This is a genomic window from Bacteroidota bacterium (genome assembly GCA_030706745.1).
Lineage (GTDB): Bacteria > Bacteroidota > Ignavibacteria > Palsa-1295 > Palsa-1295 > PALSA-1295.
The window spans coordinates 1-24,056 of sequence record JAUZNX010000014.1; the positions used below are offsets into that span (position 1 = coordinate 1).

Below are 24,056 nucleotides of genomic sequence, written 5' to 3' on the forward strand. Positions count from 1 at the left end.
TGAATCTTTCCGGTATTCCGAGACAGGACGTGCGCGGCACGTCCCTACGGCTGGACCGGAATGTCTGAGGTATTCCGAGAAAGGACGTGCGTAGCACGTCCCTACGGCTGGACCAGAATGTCTGACCTATTCCGAAACAGGACGTGCGCAGCACGTCCCTACGGCTGGACCGGAATGTCTGAGGTATTCCGAAGACAGGACGTGCGCGGCACGTCCCTACGGTTGCACCCCAGAGCGGCCGGGTGACGATTGCCGGGATGAATACGCTGGATTCGATTGTTAGGATCATCTAACCTAAATTGTAATGGGACTTTTCGGTTACCTTTGGCTTGCATTCATCGGTCTTGTGATCGGTGTCATCGCGAAATTTCTGACTCCGGGCCGCGATCCGGGCGGTTGCATTGTGACCATGCTGATCGGACTCGTCGGCTCCGTGCTCGGCGGCGCGCTCGCCGACGCACTTCACCTCAGCACTTCCGGCGAGACGATGTGGTTTGTCATGTCCGTTATCGGCGCCATAATCTTGTTACTCATTTACCGTTTGATCATTGGACCCCGTAAAACTCCGTAAGTACGCCGCACTCGTTCTGCTTGGACTCGTTGGCCTGGGATGCCACCGTTCCGGCGCTCCGGGTAGCGATGGGTTTCATCCGTATGGCATTCGTCATGCGCATTTGCATTTCGAGTATTTCGGTAATGCCCGTGGCAATGAAGATCTCTGGTTCGATAGCCTCGGGGTGATCGAAGCCCGGTGGACGCATTCCGATTTTGGAACGGATAAAGGCTTTCAGACGTCGAACACGTACACGGTGAAACACCGCGCACAGGTCACGATCGTCGATTCGATGCGCACTATTGAACTGCATATCCTCGATGCGCGACTCGATAGTATGTATCACCTGCAAGGCGGCGACGTTCCGGATCCGGAGCAAGTATTCCGCGAATACTTTTCGAAAGTCGGCTATCATCTAATCGGCGACACGATCGTGTGTGGCCTTCACGCAAAAAAATGGCAACAGGGTGACCAAATGGTCTATCTGTTGGAGTCCGACGGACTCATCGTTGGCAGCCAGCAGGGACCCATCGGCGTTGGAGTCGAATTCCGCCTGATCTCCGCGGATACAGTATCCGCGATCGATCCATCCAGGTTTGTGGCCACCAGCAATTATCCCATACAGAACATTCGGGGCGGCTCAAACCGAACACCGACGCGATAGCACCATGAACGCAAAATCAGTTCGGCGTGAGAGCAGCGGAGCCATCACGGTTATCTGGAGCGATGGCCATAGCTCGAGCTTTCCACTGGCCTATCTGCGACAGGAGTGTCCATGTGCAGTCTGCAAAGGCGAAACGCTCTTTGGGCAAGTCTATCGCGCTCCGAAACTACAAATGTTTACTCCCGGAATGAATGAGCTGGTATCGCTCACGCCCATGGGCCATTACGGCGTCATGGCAAAATGGAAAGACGGACACGATACCGGTATTTATTCCTGGGACTACCTTCGGATGATCTGCCCGTGCGCGGAATGCACGAAACTCCGCGAAGCGATTCAGGAATCATCCTCGTGAAACAAACACTCTGTGCATCAGCGTTTAACTGGCTCACAAAGCTCTCATCTAATATGAAACACACACTTCTCCTATTTCTTGTTTTCGTTGTTGCCTCCTGCGGCAAAAAGACCGAGCAGACCGGCACGGTAGATACCGCCACGGTGCAGAAGGTTGCGATCGAGCCGGCGACTGGCAGCCCGGCTTATCCCAACGCAAAGTTGGTGATCGTTTCGCCGCGCGAAGGCCAAGTCCTGAAAAATGAAAAAGATTCTGTCCTTGTCGTGATGCAGGTCACCGGCACCCAGCTCGCCGTTCCGACCGGCGGTGACAGTACCAAGGGAATCGCATATTCCAAGCAAGGCCAGCACGTCCATGTTATCGTCGACGACAAACCATACATGGCTGATTATAAGAACGGCCAGCCATTCAACGTGGGATTGCTTCCAGCGGGACTTCATACGATCCGAGCGTTCCCATCCTACTCGTGGCACGAGAGCATCAAAGCACCGGAATCCTTCGCTGCGCGAACATTCTATGTTGGCACTGAAGCGAAGGAAAAAACCGCTGCGGCGAACGACCTGAAGGGCCCGCTTCTGACATACTCCCGGCCCAAGGGCGAATACACCGGCAGCGACACCGGACGGGTGCTGCTCGATTTCTTCGTTGCCAACGCTGTGCTCGGGCCGGATGCCTACAAAGTAAAGCTCTGGATCGATGACGCGGCCATGCCGGACATTGTGAAGTGGCAGCCCTATTTCATCACAGGACTTTCGCATGGGAAGCACACCATTAAATTGCAGCTCGTCGATCCGAAAGGCAACGCCGTTCCCGGCAGCTACAACAATCCAAGTCAGGAGATTACTGTTGGTTAATGGTGGCGGACAGATGGGAACTGAAGGGGCCTTCAAGGACTATCTACTCCTTCCATATTCAATCGTTCTTGCCAATTATTTCATCCATGAAGCATAAGACATTCTTTTCGGTCGCGTTAGCCACGCTTGCTATCGCAGCCATCTCCATTGCCTTTGTTACCCATACCACATCCGCTATGACTCCAACGAATGGCTATAAGCCGCCCATCACCGGTACCAATCTCGATAAGTACACGTCGCACCCGAAGCGGCATCTGGTCATCGTGACCAAGCAGGGCACGATCAAGTGCCAGATGTTCGAGAAAGTCGCTCCGAACCACGTGGCCAACTTCATGGATCTCGCGAAGACGCATTTTTACGATTCCACCTACTTCCATCGCTGCATTCCCGGCTTTATGATTCAGGGCGGCGATCCGAATACCAAAGACAACGATTACACCAACGATGGCTCCGGCAATGGCCCACGACGCATCAATGCCGAGTTCAACGAAATTCACCACGCCCGTGGTATTCTTTCGACTGCTCGCACACAGGATCCGAACTCGGCCTCATGCCAGTTCTTCATCATGCACGGCGATGCCGGTTTCCTCGACCGCCAGTATACCGTCTGGGGTCAGGTGATCGAAGGAATGGATGTCGTCGATAAGATCATGGCCCTGCCAGATGTCACGAATCGCCCGAAGGCTCAGATCGATCAGCAGGGACCGAATCCCGGTAAGGCTGCGGAGATCCTCAAGATGTACGTCGAAGGCGAGTAAGCTTAGAGATGATCGATGATAGTGGAGAGTGGATCGTGTATCCACTCTCCACTTCTCGTTTTACGGATATGGCAAAGAAACATCTGGATTCCTCAGAGCCGCTGCTCGGCGTGCACGTCTCCACCGCTGGCGGGCTCGTGACCGCATTCGAGCGAGCCGAAAAGTTGGGCATCAATACCTTCCAGCTCTTTGTCAAAAATAATAAGCAGTGGTTTGCTCCGGCGGAGTTGAGCACAGAAGAGATCAACGCATTCCATGCCCGGCGCAAGGCTTGGAAACAGAAGGGGCCCCTCGTGGCACATGCGTGTTACCTGCTGAATCTTGGCTCATCCAATCCTGAAATTCAGGAGACTTCTCGCAAGAGTTACTTGCAAGAACTAACTCGCGCCAATGCCCTCGGCGTCGATCATTTTGTCTTTCATCCAGGCTCGCACAACTCGCATGGAGAAGAGTCGGCAATCGGAAATATTGCGACGGCGCTCGACTGGATACACGAGCGGACAGTGGGATTTACGACGAAGTCCGTGCTGGAGATTACGGCGGGCCAAGGCTCTTCGGTCGGCAATCGCTTCGAGCATCTGGAGCAGATTATCGCGCGTGTTGAGCAGCCCGAGCGTGTCGCTGTCTGTCTCGACACGTGCCATCTCTTCGCCGCAGGCTACGACCTTCGCGATCAGGAGGTGTGGGACAAGACCTTCGCGGAATTCGAGTCGCGCATTGGGTTTGACAAACTCGTCTGCATCCACACCAACGATTCGAAGAAAGGTCTCGCGAGCCGTGTGGACCGGCACGAGCACATTGGCAAAGGCACGATCGGCATCGAAGCCTTTCGCTTGCTAATGAACGATAAGCGTTTCAAGCTCGTCCCGAAAATCCTCGAAACCCCGAAGGATGAGAAGATGACGGAGGACTATACGAATCTGGCGCTACTGAGAGGACTCATAGGGAAATCCTGAATAAGTCATTGCGAGGCGTGCGAAGCACGACGAAGCAATCCCGAACACGAAGTCCCAGCCTATCCTGCAAGGGATTGCTTCGTCGCTCCTCCCAATGACGACCATCTGGTAGACTTAATCAGGGTTAACTCGCAGTGCTTAATCACCCCGGTGGCCATCTCATCGCGCGCCCACCGAGCAGATGCAGGTGAAGGTGATCCACAGTCTGTCCCCCATCTGGCCCGCAGTTAAAGACCAGCCGGTAGCCGGACTCCGCAACTCCAAGCTCCTTCGCTACTTCCTTCGCAACCAACACGAGCTTGCCAATCAACTCGGCATCCATCGTCGTAATATCGTTGACCGATGGAATCGCGCGCCGAGGAATGATGACCACGTGCGCCGGCGCTTGCGGGCTAATGTCGTAAAACGCGACGATCTCTTCATCCTCATGGACGATCTTCGCCGGGATTTCATGATTTGCGATCTGCTCGAAGAGTGTCATAGCCAACTGACAATGAGTTAAGCTGAATTTATCGCGCAACAGCCATCTCGATCGGATGACCGGCCTTCAGTTTGCCAATCATCAGTCGATAATTTGCTTCGCCTTTATCGATCATCATACCGGCATCTTCCGTCAGATAAAGACTAAATGGTCCGAAACTTGGGCTGATGTGCGAGCTGTCATTCATCGCAGCCAATATCCGCATGGTCGAATCCACATATCGGTCTTCCGATCCGAGCTGCATCGGAAACACTGGGCTGGCATTCGCTGCCGCAGTGTTGGTGCGGACCATCCCGCCGCGCGGCTGGAAAGCCGAGGGCTGCGCGAGCAAGTCGTGCTCACCAAACAAATACATGGGTGCGGTGCTCGAATATGAAAGACGCCCCACGAGGCCGGATTCCTGCGTTGCCACCAACGCCGAATCGAGTACGAACCGGATTCGGATATTATCGAGATGCTCGTCTTCAAGCGCTTGCTGCCGCTCCTGCGCGATGAGCATTCGCGATGATTTCAAGACATCACTCGCCGCCGAACTTCCGACCGCAATGGAAAAGGCGTTCAATCCGAGGCTGGCGATAATGGCAATGAGTGCGCCGGTATAGAGTAAGCGATCTGCCGGTGTCCTTCGAACCGCCGGGCCACCTGAGTAGGAGCCCGCCAGCACAAGCACCGTTGCCAGAATAAGACCCGACGAGGTTTCAATCCCGGATGAAGCGAACAGTGGACCAAGGAGCGCAAGGACAAGCAAAACATACCCCGCGGTACGCAGAGCACGCGATTGCCATGTCACCTCTTCGATGGCCAGCAAATACGCGCGAGCGAAGCAGCCCAGGACAACGATCCCGAATAGAACTGTAAGGAGCAGGTGAACTATATTCTCATACCGAAAAGTCGCTTCGATGACATCTGGCGCGGGTGTTAGAAGAAACAGCGATCGACGCAACCCATCCGGAAGCAAATGACTGCTCGATAACTGCAGAATCGGCTCACCGCCAATGAAGCCAAGCACGACCAATACCACACCCGGCAGCAATAGGCTCATGACTGCGCGAGGCTCCGAGAGCCAACCCTGCGAAAGATGGACACTCCGCGATTGCTCGCGCATGACCATCAGGATCACGACTACAAGTAAAAGAAACACCAACGCATGAAACCATGCGACGAGGAGTAATCCCAGACTAATGATCCAGAAGGCCACGCTATGCGGATGCTCTTGCGAAAGAAAGAATGCCAGGACCCAGAACGCAGCGGTCTCCGCGAGCAATAATGGCAATGCGCCGCTAAACCATACGCCGCTCATGACCAAAATCGGTACCAACAGATACACTGCGATATCGCGGACATGCAGCACCCGGAACAGCATCACAATACCCAGACCTCGCAGGAAAATGCCGCCAAATGTTAGCAATATCCGGGTGGCAATCTCACCGGACATGATCGAGGTCATCAATGCGCCAAGAAACGGTGCACCCATATTCGCAACAGGAAATGGAATGACCCTCAGCGCATCGTGCGAACTTCCAGAAAGATGAGTTCGTACCAACTCGGACTGCAATGCCCAAAGGCCGGCATCGAGTGGAAGATATTTGAACAGAAACGCCCACACGGCTTGCGCGAAGAGGATCACGATCACGACCGTCCGCGCGCGGCGCTCGCCAAGGCCAGTTGATTCGTCCAGCATGCGTTTTTAATCTGACGACATTGGAATATGCAGGCGATGCGCCTTTGCTTCGGCGGTTGCCGTTTCATAACCTGCATCTGCATGCCGGAACAGCCCCATCGCTGGATCGTAGTTCAGTACGCGCTCCAACCGACGATCTGTATCGGCAGTGCCATCGCAGACGATCACCATACCAGCGTGAATTGAATTGCCGATGCCAACTCCCCCGCCATGATGAAGCGAAACCCAGGTCGCGCCACCAACTGCATTCATCGCGAAATTTAGGATCGGCCAGTCGGCGATCGCATCGCTGCCATCTTTCATTGCTTCGGTCTCACGGTTGGGACTTGCAACGGAGCCCGTGTCAAGATGATCACGCCCAATAACAATGGGTGCCTTCACCCTGCCTTCGCGCACTAACCGATTGAATAGAAGGCCAGCCTTTGCGCGGTCCCCCATGCCCAGCCAGCAGATGCGCGCCGGCAAGCCCTGAAAGTGAATGTGCTTTTGCGCCAGCGGAATCCAGCGATGCAGCGTGGCATCATCCGGAAACAACTTCAATAACTCGCGGTCGGTCGTAAGTATGTCTTCGGGATCGCCGGAGAGCGCCACCCATCGGAACGGCCCTTTGCCTTCGCAAAAAAGTGGACGAATATACTCCGGTACAAAGCCCGGAATCTCGAAGGCATCCTGCACCCCGTTAGCTTCGGCCTCGCCACGAATGTTGTTGCCATAATCGAAAGCAATCGCGCCGCGGCGTTGCATGGTGAGCATTGCCTCGACATGCGTCACGATCGAGCGGCGCGCTTCACTCATATAGCGGTCGGGATCGTTCACGCGAAGTTCGTCGGCGTCCTGCTTCGTGTAACCCGCGGGATAATATCCATTCAGAACATCATGCGCGCTGGTTTGATCGGTCACGATGTCCGGCGTAAAGCCTCGCCGAACCAACTCCGGATGGATCTCCGCCGCATTGCCGACCAACCCGACAGTGACCGCTTCGCCACTCGCTTTTGCCTGCGTGACGATGTCGAGAGCCTCATCAAGATCGAACGCAATTTTGTCGCAATATCCGGTCTCGATTCGCTTGCGGACTCGGGCTTCATCCACTTCGACCGCAAGCATTGCGGCCCCGGCCATCTTTGCCGCGAGTGGCTGCGCTCCACCCATGCCTCCAAGCCCAGCCGTCAGCACAACGCGGCCTTCGAGCGAGCCTCCAAAATGCCTCTTGCCACACGCAGCAAACGTTTCGAACGTGCCTTGTACGATCCCCTGGCTACCGATGTAGATCCAGCTTCCAGCGGTCATCTGACCGTACATCGTGAGACCGAGGGCTTCCAGACGACGGAATTCGTCCCATGTCGCCCAGTGTGGTACAAGCTGTGAATTGCTAATGACGACGCGTGGCGCCTCGGGATATGTGCGAAGAACGCCGACAGGCTTGCCGGATTGAACCAGCAATGTCTCGTCGTTTCCAAGCGATTTGAGTTCTCGGATGATAGCATCATAACATTCCCAGTTGCGTGCCGCTTTGCCGGATCCGCCATAGACGACCAAGTCTTCCGGCCGCTCAGCCACATCCGGATCGAGGTTGTTCATCAGCATCCGCATCGCGGCTTCCTGTTGCCAACCCTTGCAGACAATCTCAGTACCGACAGGCGCGTGGATTGAATTACGAATGACGAATGACGAATGACGAATGTCCTTCACTTCACCATTCGCAATCTTCTTATTCCTAATTCGTAATTTGTCATTCGTAATTTCCATCAAAGGTCTCCAAGCTGCGGGCGCAGCACAAGTTCTTCCATCATTGCGCGAGCTGGCAACTTCAGCGCACTGACGATCGCCTGAGCGATGTCCTCTGGTTGCATCATACGGTCGTGATATTGTTCGCGCGCTTCCGCGTCCCAGATCTCGGTCTCGGTCGCGCCCGGAAAAACAGCGATCACGCGAACTCCGTGCGCCCGCGCTTCCTCGCGAAGCGCATTCGTGAACCCGAGCGCCGCGAATTTGCTCGCGACGTATGCCGCACCGTTCTTGAATGCCTTGATCCCGGCGATAGAAATGAGTTGGACGATGGCGCCAGAACCGCGCTCGTACATCGCCGGGAGGACTTCCCGCGAGGTCAGGAACATCCCGCGTGTGTTCGTCGCGATCACCGAATCGAACTCCGCCAGAGGGGTTTCCGTGAATGTGGTCCAGGGCGAGACCCCGGCGCAATTGAGGAGAAGGTGTGGCGTCGAGCCAAATTCCGCTGCAATCATGTGATACGTCTCCTGGACTCTTGCCTCACTTTGGACATCGCATGGAAACGCTTTGGACGACACACCGCGCTTTGTCAGAGCGAGTTGAGCCGCTTCGAGCGCATCGCGATTGCGTCCGCTGAGCGCGATCTGGTAGCCCTCGCTGCCAAGCGCCTCAGCGCAGGCAAATCCAATTCCGTGCGAGGCGCCGGTGATCCAGGCAATGCCATCGGCCACGATGGGTTGATCATTCATGAGGGCAAAAATACGTCAGCATTAGAAATTCGCCCTGACTTCCGCTCTTGCGTTGTGAACGGTGACCCGCTCCCCTGCCGTGCTAAGGAGACCTCCGGCTTCGTTGCGGCCATCATATGAAAGCGTCGCGATGATGCCGCTGCCGAACTGGTAATCGAGCGCGAGCTTCCAGAGCCAGGTCGTACCCAGTGAGCGGCCATTCGTCAGCGAGTATGGGAGCGTGAGAACATCACTGGGGAGTTCTGATAAGGTCAATTCATCGCGCTCAATCTCCCCTCTCAGGCGCGCGCGCGTTTCGAGCGCATAGCTGGAGCGAAGCGTGACCGCATCCGCAAATGCCGTCAGCTCGGGCGAGAAGCTGTGTTCAATAGCGCGCGAGAGCTCGATGCGGGCGCCATAATCCAACGCCGAACCAACAGGATGGTAACTGATGTCGGACGTAACGGCGAGCTGTGAAGTACTATGGGGCCGGACAACTGAGAGCGTGTCGCTCGTCGCCTCGTCCGTCGTCGATGTCAGCGTGGTTTCGCTGGACAGTTCAAAGAATGGCCGGAACCGCGCCCGAATGGAGCGCTCGGCAAGGAATGTCCGTTCGAGACCCGTGTTGTATTGTGAGGCCGAACGCCGCTCGCGGTAATGGAGACGATACGACTGGCCCGGATCGTTTTCGAGAATGTTAAAGTCCTGCTCTGCTTCCAAAAGTCCGCTGATGGTGGTGGAGTCGTTCTGAAAGTGCGATAGGCGAAAGAAATAGATATCGTTGGGATCTGGATCGCGACTCGTCTCTTCGATGCGAAGATAAGACTCGCTCGAAACAGCGCCGACAAAGCTTGCCCAAAGGCTCGAATCGGTTCGAAGATGAAACATCTCGCGTGGAGCAACCCGCAACCGGAAGCTCGAACGAAGATCGGTCGTCGGAAAGAGCTGCTCGGTAGGAATCGTGATGAGAATGAAATCGCCCTGATCGGTATACCGCGCCGGAGCAAACTCTTCGGGATCGGGCCGGCCGTTATTATTGAGATCGCCAACGTAATAATATCCTCCAAGCCCCTTCTGGACAGGCAGGAATATGCGCTCCATTCGTGCCGTTCGCTCATTCGAAATCTCGTACAATACGTCCGCGCTGAGTCCCTGCGAAGCCATCGCATAGCGAGGCTCGAACCGGAGCAGCAAGGTCGATTGATCGCCGCCGTTCACGACTTTGGCAATAGAATCCGTATACCGCTTATCGCGCCACGTAACGTCAAGGGTGGAGCTGAACCCGGCAAGATTTGCGAGTGAGGCCGTAGCACGCGTCGTCTTTGCGTCGCTGATCGGCACAAACTGACCGAACCGTGCGCTGTCTTCCGTTCGCGTCGTGTATTCGCCTCCAATAGTCAAGAGATTGCCGAGATGCAATTGCGCGAGTGGACCCAACGTCTCGTATCGAAAGCTGCGACCGGTCAGAGAATCGGTTGGAAGTGCTGGCGATTCAAACGGCGTGGCTACTTTCGATTCGCGGCCATAGCGCCCGCCCAGGGTGAGGGCATTCGATCCGATTCGCAGAGTCTTCGAAAGCTCACCGCTCAGCCGATTCCAGAGTGCCTGCTCGTGCTGCGACGAATCGTATGTTGGCAGATGCTCGATGCTCGCCGAGATGTGCGGCAGAAAGCCGGTATCTTCGTATACCTCCGCATGACCGTAGAGCCGCGTTGAAGCAAATTCGAGTTCGCGGTGCTTGAGCGCCCCATATCCTCCTTCCAGTAGCAATGGCCGCAGCGGATGCATTCGCAAGCTTGCTTCGCGGTTGAGTTCGCTGGTCGGTGCCAGTTGCGTGAACGTTGTCGCACTCGCAGCATCATCGCCGTATCGCCGCTCAAACTCGACATCCTGAATGCGGTCGATTGGGGTGAATTGCCTGCCGATGAATCGTTGTGTTCCCTTTAGCTCCGTGTAGCCGAGAAGTGGCAATGTGTCGGCGAAGAGCGCACCCGCGCGATAGGCATTGTCGGTAATCGAGGGTAGTGCCGCAAACCGATTGGGGTCGAGCGCGCTCGTGGCGAACTCGCCCGTGAGTCCGAAGTTTTTGGACACACGGAGATTCCCGCTCATCGCCATGACCTGATGCAACTCCGGCAGCGGCAAGAACGAAAGCGTATCATAATCGCCATGACCGTGACCAACATACTGATACTGTCCGATCGAAAGCCGCGAGTACGCACCCTGATTCGTGCCTGCATATCCAAAGCTGACATTGTACACCGCTTTCACGGTGTCGAACGGATCGTACCGATACATGATGGCACGACCGCTATCGGTCACGGTATCGACTCGCACATAGCTGCCGAGCGCGTGACCGGTTGGACTCACGCCGGCAAGTGTCACTGCAGATTTCGCGGCAAGGTCCAGATTTGTCCCGGCCCTCGCCAGCAGCGCTCGGTCGCTATCCGAAAGCGTTAGATCGAGTGGAGCATCCGGATTGTCACCTTCGCGAAGATAGGTCGCGGAAAGCTGAAATGCACCATCGAACAACTCTCCCTTCCCATTTGCAGCCAACAGAGACCGGCTGTATTGCTGCGTCGAGTATTCGAAGTCGATCGTAATACGCGAGTCCGATGTGATTAGCCGTCGCGGCTGAAAGCGGATCTCACCCAGCGCATAATCAATGATGTAATCATTCTTCTCGCCGCGCGTCTGAAGCGTGCCATCCACATAGACATGTTCGGTGCCGGCAACGATGATGATCGCGCGTTCGCCAGCCTTGCCGGCAAGGCGATAGGGTCCCTGATACGCTTCCTGACCCTGAAACGTGTTGCTTGTGAATTGCCCGCGCGGCGATGCACCGGCGACGGTGACAGACCCCGGATCGAACATCGCGGACGCCTCGGCACCAATTAGCTTCCGCGAAACGACATCAAAGGTACTCTGACTGAACACTTTGAATGCGTCATCCGGACCACTTGTGACTCCGAGGGGCGAATTCGATTGGAACAGACGTGCCGGATCCGTTGGCGAATTCATGTCGAGCACAAAATCACCAAGCGTCGATGTAAAATGATCGGTCGCCTTGATCTTGATAAAGACTTTGTCGATCTCATTCAGCGTCTGCGTCGTGCCTTCCGGCTGGATGGGCGTTTGCTCCTCCGTCAGCGCGCCAGTGATGTTAACATCTTTTGCTACGTCACCGGAGAACTGCAGATTGAATCCACTGGTCAGCCCGAGATCGCGATTCGATCCGGCCTGGAAGCCCCGGCTGATCGAGCCGGACTTCTGGAAATTGTTGAGTATGTCGGCGTGACTCTCGGCAGGTTCGACTGTTGTGATGCGCCGTGGTGCCCGGCCCGTTGTATCGAAGAGTGCTCGCAGGCTGTCGCTGGCACGAGTCTGATCAAGCCCGTGACGCGAAAAATCGAGCGGTAGCTCAATCGGTAACGCGTAATAGCTGACCGTGAGATTGACTGTCGCACTCGACTGTGAATTAGCCGGAAACAGGACACTTCGAAATGACTGGGCAAGAAACAGCGACCGGTGCAGGGTGTCGATTCGATAGTCCTCCCCGCTTCTGAGCTGCGACGCGTCGAGGCGGACATGGAGCGACGAGAAATCGGGAAAGTTATCCGGCAGAACGAGGGCAGAATCGGCAGCCGAATGGAGCGTGACCGTCAGCGTTCGCTCTTGTGCGTAAACCGAGGAGCCAATGGCAAGATAAAGCGAAACAACAAATATGCTAACGCTCGCGATGAGGAGTCCGCGCAGCAACTCGGCGTGCCGCACCCGGGCGCTGCGCGCCCTGGATAACGACGGCGAACTCCCCTTTGAATGGCCGGGCGCGAAACTGGTCACGCAGTGCTAAGAGCGTCCCGCGGTCAACGCGTTCCTGATCCGTGGTCAATTCTGAGGCCACACACGCTTCGCGCGCCTCTCCAAAGCCCGCAACGAGATCATCCAGAAGCTGCGCGAGCCGATACGGCGCTTCCAGCAGGACAATCGTCTCCTCGCGCGCGGCGAGCTTACGGGCCGCCTGCTTTCTCTCTTCCCGCTCGCGTGGCAGGAAGCCGGCAAAATTAAATCGGCTCGACTCGAAGCCACTCACCGCAAGCGCCGCAAGTATGCTCGACGCTCCGGGCACAGCGGTCACGCGCATACCATTCGCAATCGCGAGCCGCACCAGATGCTGTCCCGGATCGGCGACGAGCGGGGTGCCGGCGTCCGAGATCAGCGCAAGGTCCTTGCCAGCGCGAAGCAGTTCGAGCGCCTCGGCGCTGGCCGTCTTCTCCGTATGCTCGTTGAGCGGCAGAAGTTCTTTCTCGATCTTTAAGTCATGCAGCAACCGGCGCGCGGGCTTCAGGTCCTCGCAAAGGATGATGGTTGCGTTGCGGAGCGTTTCGATCGCGCGAAGCGTAATGTCGCCACTGTTCCCGATGGGGACGGAGATGATGGAAAGTGTTGCCACAGGGCGGACTAATTAGATTGGATGGAATTTCGTTCGGCAGCTGAGTGGCATATTGTTCGAGCCATTCCGAAGCATCACGCGTTTTGAAGTATTACTAAACAAGAAACCGCTCGCTCGTGGCAGGTATATTCGGAATTCGCTCCTCAAATCACGTTCGAGACCTGCATGAGGATAGCTCGAAGCTCTTGCACGCGGCGCAGCAGGGATTCAATCATCCTCACACCATACACTTCTTCGAGGATTCGGCGATTGGGTGTGCCACGCCTCATCATTACTCACAAACGAAGTGGCCGATCCTCTCGTCCGATCGCCGCTATGCGCTGGCGGTCTTTGGCGAAATCTATTTGCCGGATGGATCGCCGCTTCGGAGCGAGAATTTCGAAGTGGGCTTCCTTAGACCATTTCTGAAGTCGAAGCAAGAATTCCTTCGGAAGCTCGATGGCGCGTTTGTCTTTGCGCTGATGAACGAGGATGAATGCACGATCGCGAATGATCCATTCGGTAACTTCGCACTCCATTACGCGCTGCTGCCCGACGGCTTCGTATTTGCATCGCAAATGGAAGGGCTCCGTTCCCTTCTGGCAAACAGAGTCCTCGATAAGACTGGGATTCAACAGTATCTCGGTCTTGGGGTGACGCTTGGCGGGAGGACTACCTTTGAAGGTATCACCCGACTAGCCGGAGGTTCGTACCTCGTCATATCCCGAAATGGTATCGAGCGATGCCGGTATTTCAAGCCAACATATCGCGAAGAACCGAGCGATGCCACTAACACTAATCTCGCTACCATCGAGGAAGCTCTCCAAACTGCTGTCAAGAAGCGAACGGCATATTCCAAGGTCGTGGCTGGCTTTACCGGAGGGTTCGATAGCCGTGCAACCTGGAGCATCATATTGAACCAGAAGCGGCAGGTTGCCGCTCATACGCATGGTTTGCCCGATTGCACCGACCTTCAGCTCGCGAATCGGATAACGACTGAACTCGGAATACCGCTCGACCGGATCCCGTTCGATCGCGAGTTTCTTCGAGCGGTACCAGACCGCTGGAATGAGATTGTGCGGCTGACCGAGGGAGGTATTTCCATCGCACACGCGCCGACAATCCAAGTATGGCACGAGTTGGGCAGCCGGTATTCCGTTGAGATCGATAGCTATGGCGGCGCATTCTATCGGCGGCAGCGTATGAAAGTCGCGGAACGGCTCATTGATGCCAAAAAAGATCTCATTTTGGAACTCCTTCGCTTCGAGCAGTCTCCCCTGCTCTCATCATCTTTGTTGAAACCGGATGCCCGCCACGCCGTGCACGAGTCAGCGATGGATGCTTTGCGCGAATATTACGACTCGATTGCGGACACGATGCTGCTTGGCGACAAACTCGATCGTTTCCACTTCGAGCAAGTAGATGCGATGAAGGACTCGCTCGGCGGGAATGCACAGATGAACTTCATTGGTCTCGCACATCCTTTTCTGAATCTGACTGCTATCGAAGCTGTAGGCAAAATACCACTCGCGCTTCGCCGTCGTGATGCTATTCATAAGCACATAGTACACTCGCAGTACCCATGCCTCGAAGATTTCCCGGTGGATAGTTCCGGTTTCGTCCTGCCCTACCGGGGATTTACGACACTCCGGTATGCGCCAATAATCTCAGAACGTGCGCTCCAGACTGCGGCGAGGCTGCTTCCTTCGGTCTTTGGGAATCTCAGTCTTCGACGGCCGACGATGGATACCGAACACATGCTAAGACCGGGCCTTTCCAAGCTCCGTGAGAGACTGCTGGCACCACACCCGGAATATGATACATACGTGGACCGGCGAGCGGTAGAGACAATGATTGACCGATTCAATGTTGGAAGCGACGTGGGAAGTCCTCTCGTGCAACTCCTGACATTCCGATTATTCCTCGACCTCTTTGGCTGAGCAAGTCACACATTCAGCGCGAAGCGGTCCTGCGCCAGCGTATAGAGCCTGCGCCAGACGAACTTGTTCAGCAACACGACCATCAGGCATAGCGTGAAGATGCCAGCGCCGAGCAATGCGAACTGGCCCTTATTGTATGCAATCGAGAGAAGTGCACCAACACCGTGCGCGGCATACGTCTTATCTTTGAACTGGACGAACTCGCTGACGATACTAGCATTCCAAGCACCACCTGCGGCGGTGATTGCCCCGGTTACGATGGCGGGAAAGATCGCCGGAAGCGCAAGCTTCCACCACCACATTTTGCGCGGAATCCGGTAGCTTGCAAACATCTCCTGCAGATCGGTCGGCACCGCGCTGGCACCGGCGATCACGTTAAACAGCATGTACCATTGTGTCCCGAGCAGCATGAGAAAGATCGAGCCGTACTCGATCGAAACACCCCAGGCTTCGAAGAAGAAGATAAAGATTGGAAAGAACATCGGGGCGGGAAAGGACGAGATGAACTGTACGATCGGCTGCATCCTCTGTGCATATCGCGGATTCATCCCGATAATTACACCGACTGGGATCGTCCATGCGGCACCGAGAAGAACGGCCGCGAGGGTGCGTAACAATGTGAGTCCAGAATCGCCAACAACGACAAGCCATTGGTGCGCGGTAACATCGCGGGTAAAGACCCGGAAGAGTTCAAATACGCCATACGCGAGCAGCAACCCCATGACTCCAACGAGCGCCAAGCTCAGCCCCTTTCGCACATGCGACTCTTCTTCGATCTTTTGTTCGAACGCTTCGCGATCGAGTTCTTGGCGCGTCGCGCGAAATTCCTGCTCGGTATGCTCCTGTGCATGCGCACGCCGGCGGGCCACCCACGTGCGCATCGTCGCAACGAACGCAGAGCGGCCGAGAATATCGAGTACGAACGACTTCCCTTCCGGCTCGGAGCTCAATTCTTCGACACGGAACTTGCGGCTCCAAATGACGAGGGGTCGCCACAGCAGGCGATCAAGGAGCAAGATCATCACTCCCATCGCCACAATCGCGCCGATCATCGCCGGCACATTCCCCTGCGATAGTGCCGCGGACATGTAACTTCCAATCCCCGGAAGTTTGAAGTCCTTCCCGCCGAATGCAATCGCCTCGCTGATCGACAAGAAGAACCAGCCCCCTGCCATGGACATCATGGAATTCCAGACCAGCGGAATTGCACTCGCCGGAAGCTCCAACTTCCAAAGTTGCTCACGTTTGCTGAGATAAAAACTTCGCGACGCGTCACGCAGATCGTTTGGAATTGCCTTCAGTGAGTGATAAAATGCAAACGTCATGTTCCAGACCTGACCGGTAAAGACAGTCAGTACGCTGGCAATCTCAAGTCCGACATAGGAATGCGGAAACAGGTACACCCCGACAACTACGAGTTCCGGCAGGAAGCTAACCACTGGTACGCTCTGCAGGATGTCGAGGATTGCGAGCATCGTCTTCTCTAATCTGGGCGAGTGCGCCATGGTGTAACCATAGCCAATGGTGAAGAGCAGCGAAATCACATAAGCCGAGAGTCCTCGCGAAAGTGAATAGAGCGTATAGATCGGAAGATAGGCGAACTCCGTATGGATCACCGAATGTGGCTGCAATGCCGAGGACCACTCACGGCTCACGAGAATCAGCCAGTAGAGCACTCCGCCGAGCGCGGCAAACACGACCAGATCGGCAAGGCCGATCCGTCTCGGGATGCTCAGAATGTCGCGGACGAAGCTCACAGATCTCTAACGGGTAAGGAATGATGAGTAACGAGTAACGAGTGAGAGGCCTCAGAAGTCCCTAAGATTTTGGCCGGATAAAGATTCTGTGCATATCCAGTTCCGGGTCAAGGGTAATCGAAAGCTCGTTCAAAATCATTGACTGGGAGTGACGTCCACTATATTCCAACTCAAAACCGCCCGGATAATGCACGGGCTGCAACGGATGTAATTTCTCAACCGGCACGTAAATCACCGTTGGGCCGGCCATCGGGCGACCTCGGAGAAGAAGCTCAAACTCCTTTGAGCGAATATTGAATTGCATATGCACGGGTTCCGCGCTCGCCGCCATGACGTAGGGCCGACACGCGATGTCGAGATTGCGCGGCTCCTGGTTCACACCCAGCAGCGAAAAATCCTCGCGCATAAATCCGTCGAACGTTTCCGGTGTGTTATAGAGATTCACATTCCAATATGTCGCGCTGACGAGCGCTTGCTCGATCGCTTCGTATTGCCAGTTCATTTGGCGGCGCACAACGGGCCGCATCCAGTTCTGCCTCGCACCAAACTCGGTCAGGAAGGGCGCCATCCCCTTGCTCCGAGCACTCGCCACTCCTGCCCGTTGCGCCGCAACGTACTCATCCCGCTTGGAATCGTGGAAGATATAGCCGCCGAAGCCAGTCAGTAGCGAATCATAATAATGATAGGCAAATACGGCGCGATGGTCCCTCGATGCCATGCGAAGATATGATTCCTGCTCTTTTCCACCGACATTGACATTCCAGTCACTTTGCGGTGCGAGGAGTGCAAAGGTTTGCTGAGAGTGCCTGCGAATGCGCTCGGTAGCACCCTCATAAAATTTGGGCAGGATCTCTTCTTCGAATTCCCGGCTCTCGATGGTAGCTGGGTGCGGCTCATTGAAGATTTCGATACCAAAGACTCCGGGACGTGTAGCCGCTTCTTCGGCAACACGCTCGACCATATCGAGATAGCGATCGCGCACAGCAAAGTGAACGAGCGGCGGCGTGACCGCAGAGTTCGTCAGATCGTTGGACCAGAAATCGGTGAACGTCCGGCGCAAGTGACGATTGAACAGGTAGTTTAATCCCCAGAGCGCCGTATTCGGCAGCAGCGTTTGATCGGCGGCTTTATCCGACCGCACCCAGTCGGGCATGCCGCTACCACCATAGGCCTTGCCGACAAGATCCTGGTGAAGATCGAGAATAATCAGGAAGCCCTTTTCGATTAAGAGATCGACGTATTCGAAAAAGCTTGCCATGTAACTTTCATCGTATTCCGGCGATTCCGGATTACACGTTGGCTCGAGTGCCGACCAAATGAACGCAAGTCGTAACACTCGCCACCCGCATGCCCACAGGAGATCGACGTATGTTTCGAAGCGCGGCCAGTCCTCCCGCGAACGGAGTGGCGTATGAGGAGGCTCCTTTGCGGATGGGCCAAAGCAAATCCCACGCAGGAGCGCATAGCGCCCATCCGTGAGCCGAAACCACGCCCCATCACTGTAGATATCTTCCACGTGCCACGTCATTGCGCGGCCAGAACGTATTGCAGGCCTTGCGCACTCCCTCGTGCCCACCTGAAGATCATTGCTTTTCTCGCAAGATCGGCCGCATAATTACCCGGCAAGAAGATTACGCACCGCTATAAGCTATTCTTACGCCGGAGATGCGCTTACATGAATTTCCGGCGTCTGCCTCAGGGAACGGCTGGAATCTACCCTGTGGTGGCCGAATATTTCCAGCGGCTGATCAGATCTGGTGTACCCTCGGCACGGTACGAGGTTTGAGGTCGATAAGTCAGAAAGGGGCACTCTGCCATGTTAGTCGATTATACACTCGTACCATTGGGCTCAGGAACGCACCTGAGTTCTCACATTTCAAAGATCGTGGATATCATCGATGCCTCCGGTCTGCCATATCGCTTGACTCCGTCCGGAACGTGCATCGAAGGGGAATGGGATGATATCATGAACGTACTTCGTGACTGCCAGGATGAAGCACGGAAGCGATCATCGCATATCATGTCGTTTATTCAGATCGAGGACGAAGTCGGCGAGCACTCAAAGCTTACTCGCAATATCGCTTCGATCGAAGAGAGCCTGGGCCGCGCCGTAAAGCACGACTTAATAGAAGCATGAGGAAGGAAACCTCAATGTTCTCTCGCCACAGACCTGCACTCTACCACGATCGCAGAGAGGCCGGACGCAAGCTCGCACAACTTCTATCCGCATACAAGGATCGGCCGGACGTAATTGTTCTGGGGTTGACGCGCGGTGGCGTGCCCGTTGCCCATGAGGTGAGCGAAAGTTTACATGCCGCATTCGACGCACTTATCGTTCGAAAACTGGGAGTACCGGCTCAGTCTGAACTTGCGATGGGCGCAATTGCATCAGGCAATGTGACTGTTTTGAACGATGATATCATTGCCGACCTCAATATCTCCATCGCGGAAATCGAACGTGTGCGAGCATGCGAAGCCAAAGAAATCTCGCGGCGTGAAGCCCTTTATCGCAATAATCGCCCCTTCCCCGTACTCAAAGGCAAAGCAGTCATCGTAGTTGATGATGGAGTTGCCACAGGCTCTACGATGCGGGCCGCACTGCGAGCGGTCCGCCTGCAAAAGCCGGCACGGATAATTATGGCAGTCCCCGTGGCATCCAGGCAAGCGTGCGATGAACTCCGAACGGACGCCGACGAAGTCATTTGCCCGAACAAACCTGAACCCTTCTTCGCCGTCGGGATCTGGTATGAGGAGTTCTCGCCGGTCGCCGATCGTGAAGTTCGCGAGATGCTCTCAGAAGCCATAGAGGCAGAACCCGCAGCAGCATAACGAACATGCGACGAAACATCAACATGGTAATCGGTGCCACAACCCACGCCGGATTTCTCGATCTGCCGGCAGGCCTACCAAAGGGCATCATTATCTTCGCACATGGCAGTGGCAGCAGCCGATTGAGCAAACGCAATCAATTCGTTGCTGAGACTCTCGTAAATGAAGGCTTTGCGACGCTGCTCTTCGATCTGCTAACTGAGGATGAGGATCAAACGTACGAGAACCGCTTCGATATTCCGTTGCTCGCGGCACGTCTCACTCAAACAGCAAAGTGGGTGATGCAACAAGACGATCTGCACGATCTTCCGATCGGCTACTTTGGGGCAAGCACTGGTGCGGCGGCTGCACTTATTTCCGCCGCTAATAATCCGGAGCCCATCGGCGCGGTCGTCTCGCGTGGCGGTCGACCGGATCTCGCCCTCGAGAGCCTGCCGCGAGTGAAGGCACCAACGCTCCTCATCGTAGGCGGCAGGGACGAGCCGGTGATCGGGATGAATCAGGTCGCACTCCGGGCATTACAATGCGAGAAGAAACTCGTCACCATCCCCGGCGCGACACATCTCTTCGAAGAACCAGGGACCCTGGAACAAGTTGCGGGACTAGCGCAAGACTGGTTCACCTCTTTCTTAACCCGGCAAATCAGCCACATGAGGGCCAAAACTTTTATTGCATGAATTAGCTGGCTCGTGCGTTTACTGTCCAATGGCGAACGAGCAACGAGCAGGCTGGCGGAATACGCAGCCGATCCAGCGTGAATCAATTACAGTCCAGCGGTTCTACGACGCGATGAAGGACCGATTCCGGCTGACCCTGGTGGCCGGTCAGGAGGGACTGCCAAATCTTATCACCGATAAGAATCTGCATCGACCCGGTTTGGCCCTGGCCGGCTATGTCGGACTTTTTACTTATCATCGAATTCAGGTCTTCGGAAATACGGAGATCTTTTATCTGCGGAGTCTGAAACTCGACGAGCGAGTGAAGGCATTCTCGACACTTGCATCATTCGCAATCCCGTGCATCATTGTTACAGGTGGCAACACGATCGATCGCGAACTTCTCGAAATCTGTAACCAGCAAAAGATCCCGCTGTTCGAGACGCCGTTCGAGACAACAAAGGCCGTCTTCCTCCTGGGCGATTATCTGGAAGATCAATTCAACCCGCAGACAGTCATCCATGGCGCGTTCGTCGATGTCTACGGCGTCGGAGTCTTATTCGTGGGGCGGAGCGGGATCGGGAAATCCGAGGTCGCTCTCGATCTCATCGAGAGAGGACACCGGCTCGTCGCCGATGATGTCGTCATGGTCACTCAAAAAGGTGAGAACATCCTGATGGGAGCCGGGACCGATTTGGTCCGTCACTTCATGGAGATTCGAGGTCTCGGTTTGATCAATGTCCGAGAAATGTTTGGCATTCGTGCGATCCGATTCCAAAAGCGTGTCGAAGTCGTCGTCGAATTAGAAGAATGGCGCCCGGATGGTGAATATACCCGGACCGGTCTTGACGAAAAGACGGCGTCGATCTTAGGGGTCGACTTGCTACATGTGAAACTCCCGATCATTACCGGCAAGAACATCACGGTCATTGCCGAAGTCATCGCGTTGAATTACCTTTTGAAGCACTACGGCTACGACGCCAGCAAGGAGTTTGCGTCAAAGCTCGAGCAGGTATTATTGCAGCGAGGCAACCAGCGGCTTGCGGGCGGCGACAGAGTCATTCCTTATTTTGAGCACGATTTCGAGTAGTTCTCTCGGAATCACAGGCGTCCGTTGGCGCAATGATTGCGCGCGTGATGGCTACATGCTGTCACAAGTTACTATGGATGAGCTTCGGCGGTCGCTTTCCGGCCCACGCCCGCCAAAACTGATTGATGTTCGGGAGGCGGAAGAATTTGCCAAAGGCCACCTGAAAGGTGCGGAATTGATACCACTCTCCGATCTTGCCCGCGAAATCAAGAATCGACTGCCAAACCCTCAGGAGCCGGTCGTTCTCTATGATGATCTCGGTGTTCGATCGCATCATGCTGCACGTTTGCTCCGAGCAATGGGTTACCGGAATGTCAAAGAAGCGATTGGGATGATTTAGGCGTTGAAAGTCCACCACCTCCCAGAGGCTGGCGCTTCTGAATTTCTGGCGCTTTTTGACAATTGCGGACGAAAAGTTTCGTATATTTACAGTCTGAACTATGCACATTTTCCGTGATGTGCGCGTGTTCTGAGGCCGCGACTTTTCAAAGTCCTTTAATTTCAATGAAGTATATCATGATGAAGAGAGTACTATCGCTGAGCGCAGTAGCGCTTGTTGTCTGGTCTGTGATGGTCGTCGTGCCATCTGGAAAGGCCATCGCACAGAACAAAGTATTAATTGAAGAATTTACGAGTTCGACTTGCCCGCCGTGTGCGGCGACAGATCCGATGGTTCGCCAAGTGGTATCGGATCTCCATGACAGTGTCGTCATCATTCGATGGCACCAAAATTATCCAGAGCCAGGTGATCCGAGCAACCTGATGTTCCCGGCAGGAAGAAGCCGTGGCGATTACTACGGTGTGCAGGGAATTCCCGCGGCATCAGTGAATGGCGGCATCAATTTCAATCCTGGAATTGGAGTCGCGGCATTCGAAGATAATGTTAATACTGCGCTCAGTGAGATGCAAAATTATTTCACCATGTCAGTCAGTCAAAGCACGACTCCGGATAGCGTCATCGTGTTAGTGACGGTGAAAACAGGTCCAACAGTACCAACTGACCCAGCCATGCGCTTAGCTGTTGTTGTTTGCGAGCGCTTTGCTGTTTATGCGGGATCTAATGGATTGCCGATGCATGACTATATGGCCCGAGCGGCGATTCCTGCGCTCGCAACGAACGGCAGCATTCCAGTATCAGCGGCATTCAACCAGGCTGCGAATACCACTCAAACCTACCGTTACGCGGCACAGATTAAGTCAACCTGGAATCCTGCCATGCTCGAAGCGGTAGCCTTTATTCAAAGTGAACAAGCCGCAGGAGCTATTGTCAAGCCTGTATATCAAGCTGCTTGGACTGAGAATGTAAATTTGGATATTTCACCAAACGCTACGACCGGCATTCTAATGGGTGATGGCAATACCCTCGATTACACCGTTACGAACAATTCTTCGACTCAGCAAAAAGTCTTTTTGTCCATCGCTCCTTCGGCCTCGGTGGCGCCAAATGTTCTGACACTTAAAGGCGATAACCTGAATGCAGATGGCTCGATCACGCTCGCGCCAATGACATCTGCCCAGGTTTCGGTCGTTGCTCCAACCTCCGGCCCATATACTGGTTGGGGTTTCTTCGGACTGATGGCCCGCACTGCTGACAGCATCGGAATTGGTGGAACGTACGGATTAGCAGTGGGTAAAGATGTAAAGACGCTCATCCTCGATAACGGAGCTGGTTTTGAAGGCATGGGGGCCGCACAGCTTTCACCCCCAAATACTCTAAAGTCGCTGAACAATATCGGTATTCCAGCGGCATTGATTCGTTATGAGAACATGACCGCTGCATTTAGCGATGATTGGTCTAATTTCAACAATGTGATTATTGACGGTGGTCCATATTATACAGGTGTGTTCACCAACGATGGCAGCATGGACCGGATTACTCAGCACTTAGCCGGCGGAGGCAATTTGATCCTCGAGGACGCGCCATTTGCCGCCGTTTATTCTCGACCGAGTGTTGGCATGATTGATTTTGTCGAAGGTACATTCCATTGTGATTCTGTCAAAAACAATAGTACCACTTGGACTTCGATCAATGGTGTAGCAGGCGATCCCATTGGCGATGGCTTGTCATCAGTAAGCGTGTCCTCTGTTACGGGCACTCAGTCCTTGAAATCATTCGATGCAGGTGGTCATGCGATTTTCACGACCAACCGAGGGGATACTGTCGGAATTCGCTCTGAGAGTGGTCCGGGCAAGGCGGTCTATACGACATTTGAGCTTGGCAATATCTCTAGCGGCGGTGGGAAACGAGACACCGTTTTCAAGCGCATTTTTAATTGGTTTAATTCAGCGCCATCGGCAGTCGCGACTGCTCCGGACGTTCCGAGTAATTTCGTTGCGGCGCCGAATCCATTCCACGGTATCACGCAGATCGCCTACACCCCGTCCAAGGACGAGCATGACGTATCATTCTCTGCTTATGATCTATTGGGCCGCGAGGTTGCGAAACTGTCAGCAAAGCCGACCGGTGCATCGTATGAAGCAACGTTCGATGCAAACAGCCTTTCTGCTGGCTCGTATGTGATCGTCGTTCATTCGTCCACTGGCTCCAGGGAGCTGAAAGTACTTAATCAAGAGTAACGCCTATCCAAAGTAATTAT

Annotated in this window: 22 protein-coding genes; 13 read left to right on the top strand and 9 right to left on the bottom strand. The window is 54.8% G+C overall.

What is annotated here, in order from left to right; all coding sequences use genetic code 11:
• Nucleotides 1–289: hypothetical protein (locus Q8902_13185; protein MDP4200511.1), on the bottom strand; the 289-nt coding region annotated here is incomplete at its 3' end.
• A gap of 15 nt (nt 290–304) precedes the next feature.
• Between Q8902_13185 and Q8902_13190 the strand changes: the two genes are divergently transcribed.
• From Q8902_13190 to Q8902_13215, 6 genes are all read left to right on the top strand, one after another.
• Complete coding sequence (locus tag Q8902_13190) at nt 305–571, top strand: GlsB/YeaQ/YmgE family stress response membrane protein (GenBank protein ID MDP4200512.1); 267 nt, start codon at nt 305–307, stop codon at nt 569–571.
• Nucleotides 549–1,217, top strand: a complete 669-nt coding sequence (locus Q8902_13195) for a hypothetical protein (GenBank protein MDP4200513.1) — start codon at nt 549–551, stop codon at nt 1,215–1,217. The genes Q8902_13190 and Q8902_13195 overlap by 23 nt, the downstream gene beginning before the upstream one ends.
• Before the next feature lie 4 nt (nt 1,218–1,221).
• Entirely contained in the window at nt 1,222–1,569 is a 348-nt protein-coding gene (locus tag Q8902_13200) for a DUF971 domain-containing protein (GenBank protein MDP4200514.1), read from the top strand.
• 53 nt (nt 1,570–1,622) lie between these two features.
• Nucleotides 1,623–2,423 carry a hypothetical protein gene (locus tag Q8902_13205; GenBank protein MDP4200515.1) on the top strand — a complete coding sequence of 267 codons (801 nt, stop codon included), beginning with the start codon at nt 1,623–1,625 and terminating at the stop codon, nt 2,421–2,423.
• Between the two features lie 86 nt (nt 2,424–2,509).
• On the top strand, nt 2,510–3,181 hold the full coding sequence (locus tag Q8902_13210; GenBank protein MDP4200516.1) for a peptidylprolyl isomerase: 672 nt from the start codon (nt 2,510–2,512) through the stop codon (nt 3,179–3,181).
• Nucleotides 3,182–3,249: 68 nt separating this feature from the next.
• A complete protein-coding gene (locus Q8902_13215; protein MDP4200517.1) occupies nt 3,250–4,137 on the top strand; it encodes a deoxyribonuclease IV in 888 nt (295 codons plus the stop codon).
• Between the two features lie 142 nt (nt 4,138–4,279).
• Here the strand turns inward: Q8902_13215 and Q8902_13220 are convergent, their stop codons facing one another.
• The 6 genes from Q8902_13220 to rsmI are packed head-to-tail and all read right to left on the bottom strand — an operon-like array spanning nt 4,280 to nt 13,208.
• A complete protein-coding gene (locus Q8902_13220; GenBank protein MDP4200518.1) occupies nt 4,280–4,624 on the bottom strand; it encodes a histidine triad nucleotide-binding protein in 345 nt (114 codons plus the stop codon).
• Nucleotides 4,625–4,646: 22 nt separating this feature from the next.
• Nucleotides 4,647–6,299, bottom strand: coding sequence for a hypothetical protein (locus Q8902_13225; protein MDP4200519.1), 1,653 nt, complete (start codon nt 6,297–6,299; stop codon nt 4,647–4,649).
• 6 nt (nt 6,300–6,305) lie between these two features.
• Nucleotides 6,306–8,045: a urocanate hydratase gene (hutU, locus tag Q8902_13230; GenBank protein ID MDP4200520.1), complete on the bottom strand. Its 1,740-nt coding sequence runs from the start codon at nt 8,043–8,045 to the stop codon at nt 6,306–6,308.
• Nucleotides 8,045–8,776 carry an SDR family oxidoreductase gene (locus tag Q8902_13235; GenBank protein ID MDP4200521.1) on the bottom strand — a complete coding sequence of 244 codons (732 nt, stop codon included), beginning with the start codon at nt 8,774–8,776 and terminating at the stop codon, nt 8,045–8,047. The genes hutU and Q8902_13235 overlap by 1 nt, the downstream gene beginning before the upstream one ends.
• Before the next feature lie 21 nt (nt 8,777–8,797).
• Entirely contained in the window at nt 8,798–12,514 is a 3,717-nt protein-coding gene (locus Q8902_13240; protein ID MDP4200522.1) for a hypothetical protein, read from the bottom strand.
• Complete coding sequence (gene rsmI, locus Q8902_13245) at nt 12,483–13,208, bottom strand: 16S rRNA (cytidine(1402)-2'-O)-methyltransferase (protein ID MDP4200523.1); 726 nt, start codon at nt 13,206–13,208, stop codon at nt 12,483–12,485. The genes Q8902_13240 and rsmI overlap by 32 nt, the downstream gene beginning before the upstream one ends.
• A gap of 116 nt (nt 13,209–13,324) precedes the next feature.
• Here rsmI and Q8902_13250 point away from each other — a divergent pair, with 116 nt between their 5' ends.
• Nucleotides 13,325–15,127 (top strand): hypothetical protein, encoded by a 1,803-nt coding sequence (locus tag Q8902_13250; GenBank protein ID MDP4200524.1) that lies wholly within the window; start codon nt 13,325–13,327, stop codon nt 15,125–15,127.
• Between the two features lie 5 nt (nt 15,128–15,132).
• On the opposite strand, the gene Q8902_13255 is transcribed toward Q8902_13250, so the two are convergent.
• Nucleotides 15,133–16,884, bottom strand: coding sequence for an ABC transporter permease subunit (locus tag Q8902_13255; GenBank protein ID MDP4200525.1), 1,752 nt, complete (start codon nt 16,882–16,884; stop codon nt 15,133–15,135).
• Between the two features lie 61 nt (nt 16,885–16,945).
• On the bottom strand, nt 16,946–18,400 hold the full coding sequence (locus tag Q8902_13260; GenBank protein ID MDP4200526.1) for a cellulase family glycosylhydrolase: 1,455 nt from the start codon (nt 18,398–18,400) through the stop codon (nt 16,946–16,948).
• 300 nt (nt 18,401–18,700) lie between these two features.
• Here Q8902_13260 and Q8902_13265 point away from each other — a divergent pair, with 300 nt between their 5' ends.
• The 6 genes from Q8902_13265 (at nt 18,701) to Q8902_13290 (ending at nt 24,036) form a co-directional block, all read left to right on the top strand.
• Nucleotides 18,701–19,021 carry an MTH1187 family thiamine-binding protein gene (locus Q8902_13265; GenBank protein MDP4200527.1) on the top strand — a complete coding sequence of 107 codons (321 nt, stop codon included), beginning with the start codon at nt 18,701–18,703 and terminating at the stop codon, nt 19,019–19,021.
• Nucleotides 19,022–19,035: 14 nt separating this feature from the next.
• Nucleotides 19,036–19,713, top strand: a complete 678-nt coding sequence (locus Q8902_13270) for a phosphoribosyltransferase (GenBank protein ID MDP4200528.1) — start codon at nt 19,036–19,038, stop codon at nt 19,711–19,713.
• Nucleotides 19,714–19,736: 23 nt separating this feature from the next.
• Nucleotides 19,737–20,390, top strand: a complete 654-nt coding sequence (locus Q8902_13275; GenBank protein ID MDP4200529.1) for a dienelactone hydrolase family protein — start codon at nt 19,737–19,739, stop codon at nt 20,388–20,390.
• A 28-nt stretch (nt 20,391–20,418) separates the two neighbouring features.
• On the top strand, nt 20,419–21,459 hold the full coding sequence (gene hprK / locus Q8902_13280; protein MDP4200530.1) for an HPr(Ser) kinase/phosphatase: 1,041 nt from the start codon (nt 20,419–20,421) through the stop codon (nt 21,457–21,459).
• Between the two features lie 55 nt (nt 21,460–21,514).
• Nucleotides 21,515–21,799, top strand: coding sequence for a rhodanese-like domain-containing protein (locus Q8902_13285; protein ID MDP4200531.1), 285 nt, complete (start codon nt 21,515–21,517; stop codon nt 21,797–21,799).
• Between the two features lie 176 nt (nt 21,800–21,975).
• Nucleotides 21,976–24,036, top strand: coding sequence for a hypothetical protein (locus Q8902_13290; protein MDP4200532.1), 2,061 nt, complete (start codon nt 21,976–21,978; stop codon nt 24,034–24,036).
• The last annotated feature ends 20 nt before the right edge of the window (nt 24,037–24,056 follow it).